We start from the raw sequence: 18830 nt of genomic DNA on the forward strand, positions 1-18830 counted from the left end.
ATACGGTTATATCTGTATTTACACTAGCCAGTGCAGCGGGTGTAACATTGCATGAAGCTGCTAAAATAGCAAATACTGCAGCAGGTGTAGTAGTAGGAAAAATGGGAACATCAACAGTTACAACTGAAGAGATTTTAGATTTTTACAATAGAATTTATAATAAATAGGATTATAGAATAAATTTTTAGACATAAGCTTTTAAAGCATGAAACATGAAATTCCAAGAAACAAATTTGGTGTTATAATCTTTTAGTAGACACTTTTTACTTTAATTAGTACCATAGTTTTAGATAATAAATTGAGGTAGATGGAGCAAATGTCAAAATACAAATATAATGATGAATTCAGAAAAAAATCGAGAATCTTGTAGAATCTAACGTAAAAACTGTAAAAAAATTGCAGGAGAATATGACTTTTCTGTTCAAACTAAACATTCTTGGGTTAGAAAGTTTAAAAATTTCTCTAGCTTCAGAGATGAAAATTAGTTAACTCCTGAACAAAAAAATTAAGGAGTTAAAAAAGAAAATTAAATAAATTAAAGAAGAAAATAAAATTTAAAAAAAGGCAACGGCTATATTTTTGAGACTCACAAAGTAGTTTCTATTATCAAAAAATTTGAATTAATCAAAATTCATTCTAAAGTTCATAATATTAAAATTTTATGTAAGGTTTGTGGTGCTTCACGTAACGGATACTACAAATACATAACTACTGAGGACGTACGTTCAAAAAAAGAAGCTGAAAAAGTTATTTTAGTAAATAAAATAAAAAAATTCATACTGATTCAAGAAAAGCTTATGGTTCTGCAAGAATAATAGCTATTTTAAATGCTAATGGTCATATCGCAAGCCAAAAATATGTTGCAAAACTTATGAAGGTAATTTAATATCACACAGTGATAAAGAATCATAATATAGAAGCAATATATTTAAACAATTATAGAAAGATAACAATATCAAACAATCTATGTATGGTAAAGAAAACCGCTACGACAATGCAGCAATGGAATCTTTTCATTCAAGTTTAAAGAAGGAACAAATTTATTCAAACCCAATATTAGATTAAAAAGAAACGTAGCTTCAAATTTTTGATTATATTGAAGGATTTTATAACAAAAATAGACTTCATAGTAGTTTAGGGTATCTTTCTCCAGAAGTATTTGAAAAAAATATTTAGAAAATATATCATGAAATTATACGGGGATATTTTCTAAAAAAATTAAAGTAAAATCTGTATACCATCTTGATAGAGCGCCAAATATAAATTTTTTGAATATATTTTTTACAAAAAAGATTAGAGTTCGTAGGAGAATTGATGAAGAAAATAACAATAATAATGTTAACTTATAATCATGAAAAGTATGTATCACAAGCGATTGAAAGTATTTTAAAGCAAAAGACAAGATATGAACTAGAAATTTTAATAGGAGATGATTGCTCATCAGATAAAACTGCAGAAATTTTGAACTCATATCAACAAAAAAATCCTGAAAAAATAAGATTAATAGATAGGAAACAAAATATAGGAGCTAGGAATAATTTTTTAGATTTATTATCAAAGGCCAAAGGTGAATACATTGCATTACTAGAAGGTGATGACTATTGGGAGGATAAAAATAAATTAGAAAAAATGATATCATTTTTAGAAGATAACAAAGAATATATGGGAGGATTTCACAATATTAATGTAATCGATTCTGAAAATAACTATAAATTTCAACACATATATCATCGAAGTAAAGAGTTTTCAGATATAAATTCATTAGAAGAGCATTATGATGGTAAAGTAATGATGACTCTTTCAATGGTATTTAGAAATATTTTTCTAAATAAACAAAATTTAACAAAATATGAAAGTATGATAGAAGAAGTAAAATATGTTTGTGATTATAGTTTAAAAGCGTTTTTATTAAGTTTTGGAAAATTTAAATACTTTGAAGATATATTTGGAGCATATAGGCATATTGATAATTTTGGGACTTCTTGGAGTGCTCAAGCTCAAATAGTAAAAAATGAAGATTTTTATATAATTTATGAAAAAAATATAAGTATGTTTGGTGATAAAGCTAAAAGTAAATTAAGTTTAGGATATGTTAAACTGTTTATAAAATTAAATTTATTTTATTTAAGAAATAATCAATTTAATAAAAATTTAAAAATTATAAAAAAGTTTAAATATAATGTTTTACTAGATAAAAGTCTTTATTATAAAGTATTAAAAAGGATAAGAAATGGAAAAAAATCTTAAAACAAAAGTAGTATCTTCCTTAATTTGGAAGCTCTTAGAAAGAACAGGTGTTCAAGGAGTACAGTTTGTTACTCAAATTGTATTAGCGAGGTTATTATCTCCAAAAGATTATGGAGTAATAGCTATAATAATGATTTTTATAGCCTTAGCAAATGTTTTTATTCAAAGTGGATTTAGTATAGCTCTCATACAAAAAAAAGATACAGATGATGCTGATTATTCATCTGTATTTTACCTAAGTTTAGGATTAGCAGGAGTTTTATACGTAATATTATATATATGTGCACCTACGATAGCTAATTTTTATAAAATGAGTGAACTGGTTAATATTTTAAGAGTATTATCTTTAACACTTTTTTTAGGAGCTTTTAATTCAATCCAAAATGTGTTTATTGCTAAAACTTTTGATTTTAAAAAGCAATTTTTTAGTAGCTTAATAGGAATTGTATGTTCAGGAATATTAGGAATAGTTTTAGCTTACGAAGGCTTTGGAATTTGGTCATTAGTTTATCAGCAATTAATGAATCAATTATTAATTTGCGTAGTGTTATTGATTATAGTAAAATGGAGACCTAGATTATTATTTTCATTTGAAAGAATAAAAAAATTATTTATTTTTGGAAGTAAACTATTGGCGTCATCTTTATTAGATACATTATACATGAATTTGACAAGCTTGGTTATAGGAAAGTTTTATAGTCCATCTATGTTGGGTTACTATAATCGTGGTAATCAATTTCCTCAGTTAATTATTTCAAACTTTAATGGAGCAATTCAATCTGTGATGTTTCCAACTCTTGTAGCAGAGCAACACAATCGACTAAGAGTAAAAGAAATCGTGAGAAGATCAATTGTAACGAGTTCGTATATAATATTTCCATTGATGATAGGATTAGTAGTTATATCAGAACCATTAATAAAATTATTGTTAACAGATAAGTGGCTAGAGTGTATTCCATATTTAAGAATATTTTGCCTTTCATATGCATTGTGGCCGATTCATACTGCAAATTTACAAGCTATAAATGCTATTGGCAGAAGTGATATATTTTTAAAGTTAGAGATAATAAAAAAAATAATTGGTTTAATAATTTTAGTTATTTCTTTAAAATATGGAGTTTTTGCAATAGCAATAGGAGTACTGATATCGGGAATATTGGCATCTTTTATAAATGGATACCCTAATAAAAAACTATTGGATTATGCATATTTGGAGCAAATAAAAGATGTATTACCTTCATTGATTCTTTCGTCAATAATGGGGGTAATTATAATGTTACTATCTAGATTTTATTTATCAAATTTAATTTTGATTTTATTTCAAATTTTAGTAGGAGTAGCCGTGTATTTAGGTTTATCATATAGTTTAAAATTAGAATGTTATATATATATATTAAAAACATTGAAAAGAAAGTAAAAGGGGGAAGAATATTGAAGATATTAAAAGAAAAAATATTGGTTACAAAATCTTTTTTACCACCGTTTTCAGAATTTTCTAAAGAAATAGAAAAAATTTGGGAATCTCATTGGTTAACTAATATGGGGCCATTGCATGAAGAGTTAAAAAAAAGATTAATCGAGTATTTAAAAGTAGAAAATACAACATTGTGTAGTAATGGACATTTAGCTTTAGAGATAGCTTTAAAAGCATTAGAATTAGAAGAAGGCGGAGAAGTAATAACAACTCCATTTACTTTTGCTTCTACAACACATGCAATAGTAAATTGTGGATTAAAGCCTGTATTTTGTGATATAGAGATGGAAACTTATAATTTAGATGCAGAGAAAATAGAGAGCTTAATAACAGAAAAAACAGTTGCCATAATGCCTGTTCATGTATTTGGGAATCCTTGTGACGTAGATAAGATAGAAGAGATTGCTAAAAAGTATAACTTAAAAATTTTATATGATGCTGCTCATGCTTTTGGTGTAGAGATTAAAGATAAAGGTATTGGAAGTTTTGGAGATATTTCGATGTTTAGCTTACATGCTACAAAAGTTTTTAATAGTATTGAAGGAGGAGCTTTAACATATAATAACTCTGAGTTGCAAAAAAAATTAAGATTATATAAAAATTTTGGAATAACAGGACCGGAAACAGTTGAAGCAGTTGGATTAAATTGTAAAATGAATGAGTTTCAAGCTGCTATGGGGATTGTTAATTTAAGATATATTGATGAGCAAATTCAAAAAAGAAAAGAGATTACAAATAGGTATAAAATACATTTAGGTGCTATAGAAGGAATTAATTTTATTTATGATTTAGAAGATGTTAAACATAATTACTCATATTTTCCAATAGTAATTGATGAAGATAGATTTGGTAAAACAAGAGACCAACTATTTAATGAGTTACAAAAATATAATATTTTTACAAGAAAATACTTTTATCCATTAATAACAGATTTTAATTGTTATAAAGAAGAATATAAGAATATAGAGCTAAAAAATGCTAAGTATATATCTGATAGAGTTTTAACACTACCAATATATGGAGATTTGGATTTAGAAATTGTAGATTATATTTGTAAAGCAATAAAGAAGATAGGAGAATAAGATGGCTTTTTATACAAGAGAAGAATTAAAAAAAATTGGTTTTAAATCACTAGGTGAAAATGTTTTAATTAGTGATAAATGTAGCATTTATTTACCAGAAAAAATTGAAATAGGAAGCAATGTTAGAATTGATGATTTTTGTATTTTAAGTGGTGATATAAAAATAGGAAATTATGTTCATATAGCTGCATATAGTGCTCTTTTTGGTGGTGCTGGAATAGAAATGGAAGATTTTAGTGGTATTTCATCAAGAGTTACTCTCTATAGTGTTTCGGATGATTATAGTGGTGAATTTTTAACAAATCCGACAGTTCCTAGTAAATTTAAAAAAGTGGAAGAAGGAAAAGTAATTTTAAAAAAGCATTCATTAGTAGGAGCTAGTACAGTTGTATTACCCGGAGTTATATTAGGAGAAGGTACATCTATAGGTGCTAATAGTTTAGTTACTAAGTCAACAGAGGAATGGAGCATCTATTTTGGTAACCCAGTAAAAAGATTGAAAGCTAGAAAAAAAGATTTATTAGAATTGGAAAAACAATTATTAGAAGAGGATAAAAATGTTTGATGTAGGAATTTTAGCTATAGGTAGCTATGTACCAACTAAGAAATTAACAAATTTTGATTTTGAAAAAACTTTAGAAACTTCAAATGAATGGATTGTTGAAAGAACTGGAATAAGAGAAAGATATATTGCTGAAAAGAATGAAAAAGCTTCGGATTTAGCTTTAAAAGCAGTTCAAAATTTATTATCTAAAAATTTAGTTCAAAAAGAAGAAATAGATATGATAGTATTATCAACAGCAACGCCAGATTATAAAGGATATCCTTCAACAGCTTGTATTTTACAAGCAAAAATAGGTTTAAAAAATATTCCATGTTTTGATATAACTGCTGCTTGTAGCGGATTAATATATGCTATAAGTATGGCTAATGCTTATATAAAATCAGGATTATATAAAAATATACTTGTTGTTAGTACAGAAAAAAATTCAGAAATTTTAGATTGGCAAGATAGAAATACAGCGGTTTTATTTGGTGATGGAGCATCAGCTTTAGTTTTATCAAATACTTCAAAAAATATAATAAAAAAAATAGAAATCTCTTCAGATGGTGAAAACCATAAAGTTTTAGTTGTTGACCCATTTATAAAAATGGAAGGTAAAGAAGTTTTTAAGTATGCAGTAAAAGAAGGAACTAGATTGATTGAAAAAGTTTGCTTAGAAACAAATTTAGCTAAAGAAGAGATAGATATTTTTATACCTCATCAAGCTAATACTAGAATTATAGATGGAATAGCAAAAAAGTTAAAAGTAGATAAAAATTTATTTTATTCAAATGTTGAAAAATATGGAAATACCTCTTCTGCATCAATAGGAATAGCTTTAGATGAAGTAAATAAAGAACAAAAACTAGATTTAGGCTCAAAAGTAGCTTTATTCTCATTTGGAGCAGGATTATCATCTGGAGTTCTATTATTTGAATACAATGAAAAAATATAAGTTAAAACAATTAAATTATTAAGAAGGAAAATATAATGTTATTTAATTCATTCGTTTTTATATTTATGTTTTTGCCATTAACTTTGATAGGATATTTCTTATTGAATAGTTATGGAAAAGAAAAATGGGCAAAAGGATTTTTAGTATTTTGCTCATTGTATTTTTATTCATATTTTAATCCGAAGTATACATTATTGATATTGGTTTCTATTTTAGTTAATTACTTTTTAGGAACTGTTTTATCAAAAAAATATCGATGTTCGGGGGGCACTAAGTCCTATTTTATAGCAGGATTAATTTTTAATATTGGAATGCTATTTTATTTTAAATATTATGATTTTTTCATAGGGAATATAAATTCTATATTTAAAATAAATCTACCAATATTAAATTTGATGCTACCTCTTGGAATAAGCTTTTTTACATTCCAACAGCTATCGTTTTTAATAGATAGCTATAAAGGAAAAAGTCAAAAATATGATTTTTTAAGCTATTGTTTATTTGTAACATTCTTCCCTCAACTTATAGCAGGACCAATTGTTTTACCAGAAGAGATGTTACCACAGTTTGAAAATCATAATAATAAAAAGATTAATTATGAAAATATGAATAGAGGATTATACTTATTTTCAATAGGATTAGCTAAGAAAGTTTTAATAGCAGATTCAATAGCACCATTTGCTGATACTGGTTTTGATAAAATGACTAGCTTAACTTTTATAGAAGGATGGTTAACATCTATATCTTATACTATGCAATTATATTTTGATTTCTCTGGATACTGTGACATGGCTATGGGAATAGCTTTAATGTTTAATATAGTATTACCGTTGAATTTTAACTCGCCATACAAAAGTAGTAGCGTTCAAGAGTTTTGGAAAAGATGGCATATGACACTAGGAAGATTTTTAACTAATTATCTTTATATTCCATTAGGAGGAAATAGAAAAGGTGAGCTAAAAACTTTAAGAAATCTATTAATAATTTTTTTATCTAGTGGAATTTGGCATGGAGCAGGATGGAACTTTATAATTTGGGGAGCACTTCATGGAACTGCTATATTGATACATAGAATATGGAAAAGTAAAGGTTATAAGATGCCATTAATTTTAGGATGGAGCATTACCTTATTTTTTGTAAATATATTCTGGGTATTTTTCAGAGCAAAAAATTTATCAGGGGCTTTTAAAGTATTAAAAGCAATGATAGATTTTAGAAGTTTGAGAAGTTTTATAACTTTAAATTATAGAGAAATTGCTAACCCTTATTTAGGAAATAAAGTTAGTATGGTATTGATTTTAGTATCAATAATTATTACTTTAGTATTTAAAAATTCCTTTGAAAAAAATAAAAATATGAAATTTAATTGCGTCACTCTAGGAGAGTTTTTAATTTGTATTAGCTTAGGAATACTTTTACTTAATAGAGTAGCTACATTTTTATATTTTAATTTTTAATGGAGGAAAAATGAAAACAAAAAAATATTTAATATTGAAGGTTACTTTGTTTATTTTTATCCTTTTAGGAATTTTTTTATTTGGAAATCTTTACAAATATAAAATTGATGAAAATAATAAATATTTAAGGGTTCCAAACAATTTAGAAATTATAAATTTAGGATCATCTCATGGGCAGTATGGATTTAGATATAATAATTCTTCTAAAAATTATAATTTAGGAAGCTCATCACAGCCTCTATATTATGATTTAGAGGTATTGAAAAAATATAAGGACAATTTAGTAAAAGGTGGAGTAGTCATTATTCCAATTTCAATTTTTAGTTTTTATCAAGGATATGAATTTTTAGATTTAACAGATAGATATTATTCATTTTTAGATTTTTCTCAAATTTATAAAGGTGATAAAGAACAGTTTTATTTAAAAAGATATTTTCCTTTATTGCATACTGGAAAAAATAGTATAGAAATTTTAAAGTATTTTATTAATTGTATTAAATCTAGAAAAATATTGGATATAGGAATGAAATATCCAAATGATTTAGAGTTTGAAGAGAAGGTGAAAGAAGCTGATACAACAGTAGCTAGACATCTTGGAATAAGTGATAAAAAGTTAAATCAACCTATTGATGTAGGAATTAATAAATTGGTAGAAATTTTAAAATTTTGTAAAGAAAATAACTTGAAGCCAATTTTATTAGCAACACCTCAAACGTACTTATATAATGAAAGAGTTGGAATTCATAATTATAAAGAAAGAATTTATAATAATTTAGAAATAGTTTTTTCAAAAATTGGATATAAAGTTACATATTTAGATTATTCACATGATAAGAGATTTGAAAATAATTTAGACTTATTTTTTGATGACGATCATTTAAATCAAAAAGGTGCTGAAAAATTTACAGAGATAGTATTAGAAGAATTAGCAATAAAGAATTAAAATTTAAAGGGGTGGAGCATGAAAGGAATCATACTAGCAGGAGGGTCAGGAACGAGACTATATCCTGTAACAAAAGCAATTAGTAAGCAAATAACACCGATATACGATAAACCACTTATCTATTATCCACTGTCTGTTCTTATGTTAGCAGGAATTAAAGATATTTTAGTAATATCAACTCCTAGAGATATTGGAACTTTTGAGGAATTATTAGGTAATGGAAGTGATTTTGGACTTAAAATAGAGTATGCTATTCAAGAACATCCAAATGGTCTTGCAGAGGCATTTATCATAGGAGAAAATTTCATAGGAAATGATGCGTGTGCACTAGTTCTTGGAGATAATATGTTTTATGGACATGGACTTACAGGAATAGTTAAAGAAGCAGCTAAAAGAGAAACTGGAGCGACAATATTTGGATATTATGTAAATAACCCTAAATCTTTTGGTGTAGTAGAGTTTGATGAAAATGGTAAAGCTATATCTTTAGAGGAAAAACCAGAGAAACCAAAATCTAATTTTGCAATACCAGGGCTATATTTCTATGACAACACTGTTGTAGAAAAAGCCAAATCTGTTAAACCATCTCATAGAGGAGAGTTAGAGATAACAACACTAAATGAGATATATCTAAATGAAGGAACACTAAATGTATTAAGCTTAGGAAGAGGAATGGCATGGCTTGATACAGGAACTCATGATGGTCTTTTAGAAGCATCTAATTTTGTAAAAACAATTCAAAGTAGACAAGGTGTAATGGTAGCTTGTTTAGAAGAGATTGCTTATAAAAATGGATGGATATCTAAAGAGAAGGTAGAGGAGTTAGCAAAACCATTGTTAAAATCACACTATGGTGAATATCTAATGAATCTAATAAAGGAGTAATCATGAGTAAATTTAAAAGAGTTGAAACAGGAATAAAAGATTTAATAGTAATAGAGCCAACTGTATTTGGAGATAATAGAGGTTTTTTTATGGAGAGTTACTCTAAAAAAGACTTCTCTGAAATTGGAATGGACGTTGAGTTTGTTCAAGACAATCACTCGAAATCTAAAAAAGGTGTATTAAGAGGATTACACTTTCAAACGCAACATGTTCAAGGAAAACTAGTTAGAGTTACAGCTGGATCTGTTTTAGATGTAGCAGTAGATCTTAGAAAAGATAGCCCTACTTTTGGAAAACATTATCTAGTGGAATTAAGCGCTGACAATAAAAAGATGTTTTATATTCCACCTGGATTTGCTCATGGTTTTTTAACATTAGAAGATAACACAGAGTTTCAATATAAATGTACAGATCATTATGCCCCAGAGTTTGACTCAGGAGTGTTATGGAATGATTCTGATATAGGTATAGATTGGAACTTTGAAAAATATGGATTATCAGCAGATGAGATTCTACTTTCTGATAAAGATAAAAAACAACAAACATTGCAAGAGTTTGTAGAGAGCGGTGTAGTAATAGGATGATATTAATTACTGGAGCTAATGGACAGTTAGGACATGATTTTCAAAGAATATTTAAAGAAAGAAATCTAGATTTTATAGCAACAGACTATAAAGAGTTAGATATTACAAATATAGATGCAGTGAGAGAGTTTGTAAAAGATAAAAATATAAATCGTATTATAAATTGTGCTGCTTATAACAATGTGGATAAAGCAGAGGAAGAAGTGGAGATGTGCTATAAATTAAACGCTTATGCACCAAGAGATTTAGCATTAGTTGCTAAAGAGATAGGAGCAGATTATATAACATATTCTACAGACTTTGTTTTTGACGGAAGTAAAAATACTCCATATACAGAAGAGGATATTCCTGTGCCACTTTCTGTATATTCAGAAGCTAAAGCTGAGGGAGAAAGATTAGTATTAGAGGCTTATGATAAAAGTTTTGTAGTAAGAACATCATGGGTGTTTGGAATAGCTAATAATAACTTTAATAGACAAGTTATAAACTGGAGTAAGTCTAGAGATACTTTAGGAATAGTAGATGATCAAATCTCTGTTCCTACATACTCATATGATTTAGCGTTATACTCATTAAAACTTCTTGAAACTAAAAAGTATGGGTTATACCACCTAAGTAACACTGGAGTGGCCTCAAAATATGATCAAGCAAAATATGTTTTATATTCTATTGGATGGGAAGGAACTCTAAATAGAGCTAAAAGTAGTGACTTCGTTCTTCCAGCAAAAAGAGCTGAGTATTCAAAGCTTGATAGTAGCAAATTAGAGACAGTTATAGGAGAGAAAATTCCAACTTGGGAAAGTGGAATAGATAGATTCCTAAATGAGATGAGAGAGAAGGGGGAACTTTAATGAAAACTTACTTAGTAACAGGTGGAGCAGGATTTATTGGTGCAAACTTTGTTAAATATATGTTAGAAAAGTATGAGGATATAAAGTTAGTTATTCTAGATAAACTGACTTATGCGGGAAATCTTGGAACAATAAGAGAGGAGTTAAAAGACTCTAGAGTTTCTTTTGTTAAAGGTGATATTTGTAACAGAGAACTAGTTGAAAATATATTTATGCAACATGATGTAGATTATGTTGTAAACTTTGCAGCGGAGAGTCATGTGGATAGAAGTATTGAAAATCCTCAGATATTCTTAGAAACAAACATACTTGGAACACAAAATCTAATGGAAGTTGCTAAAACTTTCTGGACAGTTGGGAAAGATTCAAATGGATATCCAATCTACAAAGAGGGAAAAAAATTCCATCATGTTTCAACAGATGAGGTATATGGAAGTTTAAACAAAGATTGGGACATCTCAAGAGAACTTATTTTAGATGAAGCAGTGGCTGCAATTGCAACTGGAAGAACTAATCTTCAAACTTATGGAGAGAAGATGTTTACAGAAAGTACTCCACTAGATCCAAGAAGTCCATATTCAGCATCTAAAACATCATCAGACATGATAGTTATGGCATATGGAGAAACATATAAGTTTCCATTTAATATAACAAGATGCTCAAATAACTATGGGCCCTATCACTTTCCAGAGAAGTTAATTCCACTAATTATTAAAAATATATTAGCTGGAAAGAAACTTCCTGTTTATGGAAAGGGAGATAACGTTAGAGATTGGCTGTATGTGATGGATCACTGTAAAGGAATAGATATGGTTATATCTAGTGCTAAGGCACATGAGATATATAATATTGGTGGATTTAATGAGGAGCAAAATATCAACATAGTAAAACTTACTATAGATACAATAGCTAGAATCATGAGAGAGGAACCGAAGTATCAGGCAGTTTTAAGCACGGATTTAGTTAATATCAATTATGATCTGATAACTTATGTACAGGATAGATTAGGGCATGATGCAAGATATGCCATTGATCCAACTAAGATAGTAACAGAACTTGGATGGTATCCTGAAACACCGTTTACAGAGGGAATAGAGAAAACTATTAGATGGTATCTGGATAATCAAGGATGGGTAGAGGAAGTAGCCTCAGGAGATTATCAGAAATATTATGAAGAGATGTATAATAACAGATAAAAAACATTCCCAGAGATTAAAATCTCTGGGAAAATTTTTGTAGAGGGAAATTGAATGAAAAAAAATAAAAAAATAATATTACTAATAATATCTTTAATAATAAGTCTGATTAGTTTCTGGAATTTAAAAGAATATTTGGAAATAAATAGAGATATAAAACTCCAGATTACTTTATTAAATAAAAAAGATATGAATTTCCAAATTTTTTATACTCAAGACGTAGATAAGCCTTTTAATGAAATTGAGTCTTTTAGAGATAAAATATTAGGAAAAAATGAATTTCAAAAATTAGTATTAGAATTGAAAGATGTAGAAAATTTAAAAAAATTAAGAATTGATTTAGGAGAAGCACCAGGAGAAATAAAAATAAAAGAAATAAAAATAATTGGTGATAAAAAAATATTTATATCTCCAAAAGATTTAATAAAGTTTTCAAAAAATCATATAGAAAAAGAAGAGGTAAATAAAGATACAATAATTCTACAATCGAATCAAATTGACCCATATATTATTTTAAATAATGATTTAATAGAAAATAAAAAAAATAAAGAGTTTGATATTTTACAAAGCATAACTTTAATAAGTATTATATTTTTTGGAGTATTTAAATTATTAGAATACGCTGATAAAAAAAGAAATTTTTTAAGTTGGAATAAATTACTTTACATAGTATTATTTTTTATAATACTACTACTTCCAGTTATAAAAATTGATAGTGAAAAAATTGATAAAATAGAAAATAGAAATTTGTCTTTGAAGTCTAAATTAATAAAAGGCAAGTTATTAAATATGAATTATGGAAAAGAAACTGAAAGTTGGTTGAATGATCATTTTTATAAAAGAAGAGAAATAATTAATTTTTATGAAAAAATTAATGCCATTCTTATAGGGAGAATAGAGAATGAAAGAGCTTTAGTTGGAAAAGAGGGGTGGATATTTTACAAAGGAGATAATTCAATAAAAAATTTCCAAAATATAAATTTATTTACAGAAATTCAACTAAAAAATATTGAAGATAATTTAAAAAATAGAGAAGAATGGTTAAAAAAGCAAAATATAAAATATTATACTTTTATTGCCCCAGATAAAAATAAAATTTATAAGGAATATTATCCTGATTATATTAATCAAATAAATTTATTTGGAAAAGGATATCAATTAAGAGAATATTTAAGAAATAAAAATATAAACCTTATTTATCCATATGAGGAGTTAATCAAAGAAAAAAAAGAAAATTTAGTTTATTGGAAAACAGATACTCATTGGAATGAATATGGAGGATATATCGGTTATAAAAGACTAATAGATGAAATAAAAAAAGATTTTCCAGAGATAAAAGCTGTTGAAGAGGAGGAATTAAATATAGGTTTTGCACCTTATGGTGGAGATTTATTAGGAATGCTAAATATAAACTTTGACACTTATAAAAATATAAAGTATAAGACGATGAGATTGAAAAATCAAAAATTCAGTTATATAAAAAATGAAGATTTAAATGGAGTTTTAACAAAATCTTCAAAAAAATATAAAGTTTTAATTTTTAGAGATTCTTTTATATTATCTATGACTCCATATATTTCAGAAACATTTGGTGAAGTTGAGTATATTTGGAGACATGATTTCAATAATTTTCAAAATAAAATAAAAGAGTTTAAGCCAGACATAGTAATTCATGAAATAGTAGAAAGGTACATTGGAGTTTTGGAAAATAATTTACCAAAATTAGAGGAGGAGATATAAGTGTTATTTAGTTCATTAGTTTTTTTAGGTATATTTTTCCCCGTGATACTTTTGATATATTTTAATGTTAAACAAAAATTGAGAAATTATGTATTATTAGTAGGAAGTTTAATGTTTTATGCATGGGGAGAACCTAGATATTTAAGTATAATGTTAATAGTAATTTTTTTAAATTATATTTCTGGAATTTTAATAGAAAAAATAGAACATAAAAAAATAATTTTATGGATTTCAGTAGGATTAAATTTAAGTATTCTATTTTATTTTAAGTACTATAATTTTGCTGTACAAAATTTTAATAAATTATATTGGGACGATTTCCCTACAATTAATGTAGTTATGCCAATAGGTATATCTTTCTTTATATTTCAAGGATTATCATATGTTGTAGATGTTTATAGAAGAGATGTGGAACCACAGAAAGATATATATAAATTAGCACTTTATATATCATTATTTCCTCAGTTAATAGCAGGACCAATTGTAAAATACCATGATATACAAAAAGAAATGAGCAAAAGAGAAGACACGTTGGAAAATATATATGATGGCTTAAAAAGATTTTCTTTTGGATTAGGGAAAAAAATAATCTTAGCTAACACTTTAGGACAAGTAGCTGATAAAATTTTTGTATTAGATACTAACTTAATTGACTTTAAAATAGCTTGGTTAGGGGTAGTTGCATATTCATTACAGCTTTATTTTGATTTTAGTGGTTATTCAGATATGGCTATTGGTTTAGGAAAAGTTTTTGGATTTAATTTTTTAGAAAACTTTAACTATCCATATGTTTCAAAAAGTATAACAGAATTTTGGAGAAGATGGCATATTTCATTAGGAAGTTGGTTTAGAGAATATTTATATATTCCATTAGGAGGAAATAGAGTTGGAAAGATAAGAAATTATATAAATTTATTTATCGTATTTTTAGCTACTGGGGTATGGCATGGTGCTAACTGGACTTTTATTCTTTGGGGAATATGGCATGGGGTGTTTATAATATTAGAGAAAAAAATAAATATTGAAAAATATAATAAAAATTGGCAAAAAATATTAAGACATTTTTATACGGTAATAGTATTTATAATTGGGTGGGTATTATTTAGAGCTGATAATTTATTACATGCGAATAATTTTTTTAAAGTTATGTTTGGGATTACAAAAAATACAGAAGTTGGATATAATATTTGGTATTATTTAGATAATAAAGTACTGTTGATTTTATTTATAAGTATACTAGCTTCAATTTCGGTATTTAGATTTATAACTTTAGAAAATAGATTGAAAATAAATAGATTATTATTCAATACTTTTTCTTTAATAATTTTAGCAATTTCAATGGTAATAATTTCAGCATCAACATATAATCCATTTATATATTTTAGATTTTAATGAATTTTACATTATAAATTTTGAAATAAAAAAAAATCAGACTAGATTTTTAGTCTGATTTTTCTATTTTTTATTCTTGAAGAAATTAAAAAAAATTTTTCAAATAGATAAAATAGAAGAAATGTGTTAAATTTAAATGAACACGTATTTTAAAAATGGAGGGGATTCAAGATGAAAAAAATACCATTAATTTTAGGAACATTATTATTAGTTGGAGCAACATCATATGCTAAAGAAGTAGCGGTAGCATCAGTAGAAAGTTCAAAAGAGGTAGTAGTAGTACCTGTTATAGTTGAGGTAGTACCAGTAGTAGTTGCATATACACCATTATATAATATCTATGGAAAAGTGGGATTAGATGTATGGTCAGAGTATGATGAGTGGAAGTCTAATGATGATTATGGTAATACTAAGTTTAATAAAAAAGATACAAAAGATTTAGGATTTGAGATTGCATTAGAAGGAACAAGAAATATTACAAACAATTTTGAGTTAGGACTTGGAGTAGCTTATCAAAATCATGCAAAACCAAAATCTAGAACAATAACAGATTTTGATGGAAATTGGTCATCAACTAATGAAACAGAAATGCCTAAGTTTGATTCAGTTCCGTTATATGCTATTGCAAAATATAACTTTGAAACAGGAACAGCATGGAAACCATATTTAAAGGCAACTTTAGGATATTCTTTTAATATAAAAGATAAAGATGCAAAAGATTTTTACTCATACACAAGTTCTTATGAACAAGATATTTATGAAGAGTCTGGATCAAGTAAATTTAAAACTGATATAGAAAATGGTTTATACTATGGAGTAGGAGCAGGAGTGGAATATGAGAACTTCTATGTAGATTTAATGTATCAAGTTAATGAAGCTAAAGCTAAGTTAAAGGAAGAGTATGATGGAGAAAGTTATGATTTTGGAAAGAAAGATTTTGATTACTCAAGAGTTACTTTAGGATTTGGATATAAATTTAGTTTTTAATTAAATAAGTTATATAATAAACAGCTTAAACCTGATACAGAAAAGGGTTTAAGCTGTTTAATTTTTTTGTTATATGCTATACTTACATATAATAAAAAGAGATAAAAAGAGGGGAAGATGGAATACCAAGTATCTAATAATATTGATCAAAGTGACGAAATAGATTTAATGGAACTGCTTATAATTCTTGCAAAAGAGAAAAAAACTATTTTTCTAACAATGATTTTAACACTATTGCTATCATTAGGAGGAGCCTTATATGAAAAAGATAAATCAACAAAAGCTTCTACAATTTTTAGTGTAATAGATGGATACAAAGAGGATAATCTGTTAGTAAGTAACGTGTTAGAAAAAGTTTATAGAGAAAATAATATAAGGGAAAAAAATAAAATCTCTTTAGATGAATTTCAAAAAAAGTTTAAGATAGAAGAGATTATTCCAAAAGATATTATTGAAAAAAAAGAGTTTTTAGCAAAAAATGGACAAAGTTTAGACTATACGCCAAGTAGCTATAGAATTAGTTTAAGAGTTGGAAGTATAGAGGAAAGTGAAAAGGTTTTAAATGATTATTATAAATCTTTAAATAAGTACTATAGATCATTAAATGAATCAAGATATATGTTTAAATATTTTGATTTATCTATTTTAAATGATAAAAAATATAATTATGAGGATTATCTGAGAATACTTAATGAAAGAAAGCAGTCATTAAAAAATTTAATAGGTGAGAGAGAAAAAACAAGAATTGATTATGCATCTTATGGGTTTGGATATAGAAAGATTCAATTAGATCTTGAAAGTTTAGAAAATATAAAAATCCAAGATTTAAGAAACTATCTTTTAGCAACAAATATAGTTAGAAGTCCTGAAAAGTTTCAAAGTGAGTTTTTGAACAGAAAGGTAGTTCTTGAAAATAGTATTAGAGAGAAAAAAGAGGAAGCAAATAACTATAAAAAGCTTTTAAATAGCTATAGATTTGAAGGGGAGAGTGTGATAGTTCCTAAAGGAGTTAAATTAACTATAGAGGATAATCAAAGGGAGAGATATTATGTAGAGTTAATGGATAGCTATTTAAAAACAGAGAGTGAATTAATAGATATACAAGAACAGCTAGATGAATTGATCTATATAAGTAAAAATTTAAAAGTAGGAACAGAAGTTGAAAAAGAGTATATATTAGAATCTTTAAAAGATATTATTAAAAATTATAATGCTATAGTTCAAGAGATTAATATTTTAGAAGTTAAAGAAAACTATATAAATAATGGAGCTATAATAAAAATAGCCTCTCCAATAGAGGTTGTATCAACTTCAAAAGCTAAATTAATATTGATGGTAGGAGCTGTTATGGGAGTGTTCTTAGGAGTTATGATGGGACTTTTAAAGAATTTTTATCACTCATTTAAAAAATTTAAAAAAGGTGTAACGGCACTAATATTATTTTGCTTTATAGGAATAAATAGCTATTCTAAAGAGAGTGTAACTTTACAACTAACTCATAAAGAGATAAAAGAGGGGTTAAATCCAGATAAAACTCCTTTTGATTTAAATGAAATTTTAATAAAAGAGTTTTTAGTAAATAGGTCTGGAGTTAGTGTGGAGAAGTTAAAATATATAGAGATAACCTCAGTTTTTCCTAAAGGAAGTATTGATAGTACTGAAAAAAGATTGAAAACTGGAGATAAAAATTATCTATATATTCCAACAGAGTATATGATAAACTTAAATTTAAAAAATAGTAGTGAAGAGAAAAAAATAAAAGAAAAGCTAGTAAATGAGTTTCCAGACTTTTATATAAATTTTTTCTTACAAACTACTCAAAAGAGATATGATTATTTAAAAGAGTATTCAAATTATAGAGATATAATGAAAGCATTAGATAATCTTATGAACTCTATGAGTTTAGAGATAGATTTAAGAAAGAAAAATGCAGAAACAAAAGAGATATTTTATGAGTATAATAACTTGGGTATAGAGTTAAATAAAATCAGAGATATCAGTTTTAGAGATATATCTAATTATATAAAATCAAATAGTATAGTTTCAAATATAAAGTTGGAAAAGATTCTATTAGATGGGGAGGATAGATATATAAATTTAGAGTTAAACTCTCTAAGAAGTGAAGAGAAAATATATGAAACTATTTTAAAAGAATATACTGTTGGAGAGAAACGAGCTGTTATTTTAGAAAGTGGAGATATTAGTATGAGCTCTGATATAGGTTTAAGAGAGAAACAATATATAGAGATATCAAAGGAATATTTAAAAAGTTTAAATAGAAAGAATAGTTTGAAAATAAAGTTACTAGAAAATACAAGGCTTTCTAAAGATATGAGAGAACCAAATGACAAAGAGAGGTACAAAATAAATAAAGACCTACTAAATGTTCAAAGTGAACTCAATAGTATTCTAAGTAAAATGGTTGCAGTAGAGCTCAGAGATTATAAAAGAGAGTATATTGGAAGTGTAAAAGTATTTTAAACTATTTAAAAA

Annotated in this window: 17 protein-coding genes and 1 pseudogene; all 18 read left to right on the forward strand. The window is 26.4% G+C overall.

Going from position 1 to position 18830, the window contains the following annotated elements:
* Positions 1-167: pseudogene (locus tag ACRC8M_RS04470) on the forward strand (D-glycero-beta-D-manno-heptose-7-phosphate kinase); the annotation flags it as partial.
* Positions 168-772: 605 nt separating this feature from the next.
* Positions 773-886 (forward strand): IS3 family transposase, encoded by a 114-nt coding sequence (locus ACRC8M_RS04475; protein ID WP_438528062.1) that lies wholly within the window; start codon positions 773-775, stop codon positions 884-886.
* A gap of 197 nt (positions 887-1083) precedes the next feature.
* Positions 1084-1176 carry an IS3 family transposase gene (locus tag ACRC8M_RS04480; RefSeq protein WP_438528063.1) on the forward strand — a complete coding sequence of 31 codons (93 nt, stop codon included), beginning with the start codon at positions 1084-1086 and terminating at the stop codon, positions 1174-1176.
* 138 nt (positions 1177-1314) lie between these two features.
* Positions 1315-2247: a glycosyltransferase gene (locus ACRC8M_RS04485; RefSeq protein ID WP_438528047.1), complete on the forward strand. Its 933-nt coding sequence runs from the start codon at positions 1315-1317 to the stop codon at positions 2245-2247.
* The gene (locus ACRC8M_RS04490) at positions 2231-3664 is read left to right on the forward strand and encodes a lipopolysaccharide biosynthesis protein (RefSeq protein WP_438528048.1); all 1434 of its coding nucleotides are present in this window, start codon (positions 2231-2233) and stop codon (positions 3662-3664) included. Before ACRC8M_RS04485 ends, ACRC8M_RS04490 begins: the two co-directional genes overlap by 17 nt.
* A 14-nt stretch (positions 3665-3678) precedes the next feature.
* Entirely contained in the window at positions 3679-4803 is a 1125-nt protein-coding gene (locus tag ACRC8M_RS04495; RefSeq protein ID WP_438528049.1) for a DegT/DnrJ/EryC1/StrS family aminotransferase, read from the forward strand.
* 1 nt (position 4804) lies between these two features.
* The gene (locus ACRC8M_RS04500) at positions 4805-5368 is read left to right on the forward strand and encodes an acyltransferase (RefSeq protein ID WP_438528050.1); all 564 of its coding nucleotides are present in this window, start codon (positions 4805-4807) and stop codon (positions 5366-5368) included.
* Positions 5361-6302: a beta-ketoacyl-ACP synthase III gene (locus tag ACRC8M_RS04505; protein WP_438528051.1), complete on the forward strand. Its 942-nt coding sequence runs from the start codon at positions 5361-5363 to the stop codon at positions 6300-6302. Before ACRC8M_RS04500 ends, ACRC8M_RS04505 begins: the two co-directional genes overlap by 8 nt.
* A gap of 35 nt (positions 6303-6337) precedes the next feature.
* The gene (locus tag ACRC8M_RS04510) at positions 6338-7759 is read left to right on the forward strand and encodes an MBOAT family O-acyltransferase (RefSeq protein ID WP_438528052.1); all 1422 of its coding nucleotides are present in this window, start codon (positions 6338-6340) and stop codon (positions 7757-7759) included.
* Between the two features lie 10 nt (positions 7760-7769).
* Positions 7770-8702, forward strand: coding sequence for a hypothetical protein (locus ACRC8M_RS04515; RefSeq protein ID WP_438528053.1), 933 nt, complete (start codon positions 7770-7772; stop codon positions 8700-8702).
* An 18-nt stretch (positions 8703-8720) separates the two neighbouring features.
* Complete coding sequence (rfbA, locus tag ACRC8M_RS04520) at positions 8721-9587, forward strand: glucose-1-phosphate thymidylyltransferase RfbA (protein WP_438528054.1); 867 nt, start codon at positions 8721-8723, stop codon at positions 9585-9587.
* Positions 9588-9589: 2 nt separating this feature from the next.
* Positions 9590-10171, forward strand: a complete 582-nt coding sequence (rfbC, locus tag ACRC8M_RS04525; protein WP_438528055.1) for a dTDP-4-dehydrorhamnose 3,5-epimerase — start codon at positions 9590-9592, stop codon at positions 10169-10171.
* Positions 10168-11022 carry a dTDP-4-dehydrorhamnose reductase gene (gene rfbD, locus ACRC8M_RS04530; RefSeq protein WP_438528056.1) on the forward strand — a complete coding sequence of 285 codons (855 nt, stop codon included), beginning with the start codon at positions 10168-10170 and terminating at the stop codon, positions 11020-11022. The genes rfbC and rfbD overlap by 4 nt, the downstream gene beginning before the upstream one ends.
* Positions 11022-12218: a dTDP-glucose 4,6-dehydratase gene (locus tag ACRC8M_RS04535; RefSeq protein ID WP_438528057.1), complete on the forward strand. Its 1197-nt coding sequence runs from the start codon at positions 11022-11024 to the stop codon at positions 12216-12218. Before rfbD ends, ACRC8M_RS04535 begins: the two co-directional genes overlap by 1 nt.
* 54 nt (positions 12219-12272) lie before the next feature.
* Complete coding sequence (locus ACRC8M_RS04540) at positions 12273-13958, forward strand: alginate O-acetyltransferase AlgX-related protein (RefSeq protein ID WP_438528058.1); 1686 nt, start codon at positions 12273-12275, stop codon at positions 13956-13958.
* Positions 13959-15350 (forward strand): MBOAT family O-acyltransferase, encoded by a 1392-nt coding sequence (locus tag ACRC8M_RS04545; protein ID WP_438528059.1) that lies wholly within the window; start codon positions 13959-13961, stop codon positions 15348-15350.
* 171 nt (positions 15351-15521) lie between these two features.
* Complete coding sequence (locus tag ACRC8M_RS04550) at positions 15522-16337, forward strand: outer membrane beta-barrel protein (protein WP_438528060.1); 816 nt, start codon at positions 15522-15524, stop codon at positions 16335-16337.
* Between the two features lie 117 nt (positions 16338-16454).
* Complete coding sequence (locus tag ACRC8M_RS04555) at positions 16455-18818, forward strand: hypothetical protein (protein WP_438528061.1); 2364 nt, start codon at positions 16455-16457, stop codon at positions 18816-18818.
* Positions 18819-18830: the final 12 nt, after the last annotated feature.

Source organism: Cetobacterium sp., from assembly GCF_051653945.1.
In the GTDB taxonomy this organism is placed as follows: domain Bacteria; phylum Fusobacteriota; class Fusobacteriia; order Fusobacteriales; family Fusobacteriaceae; genus Cetobacterium_A.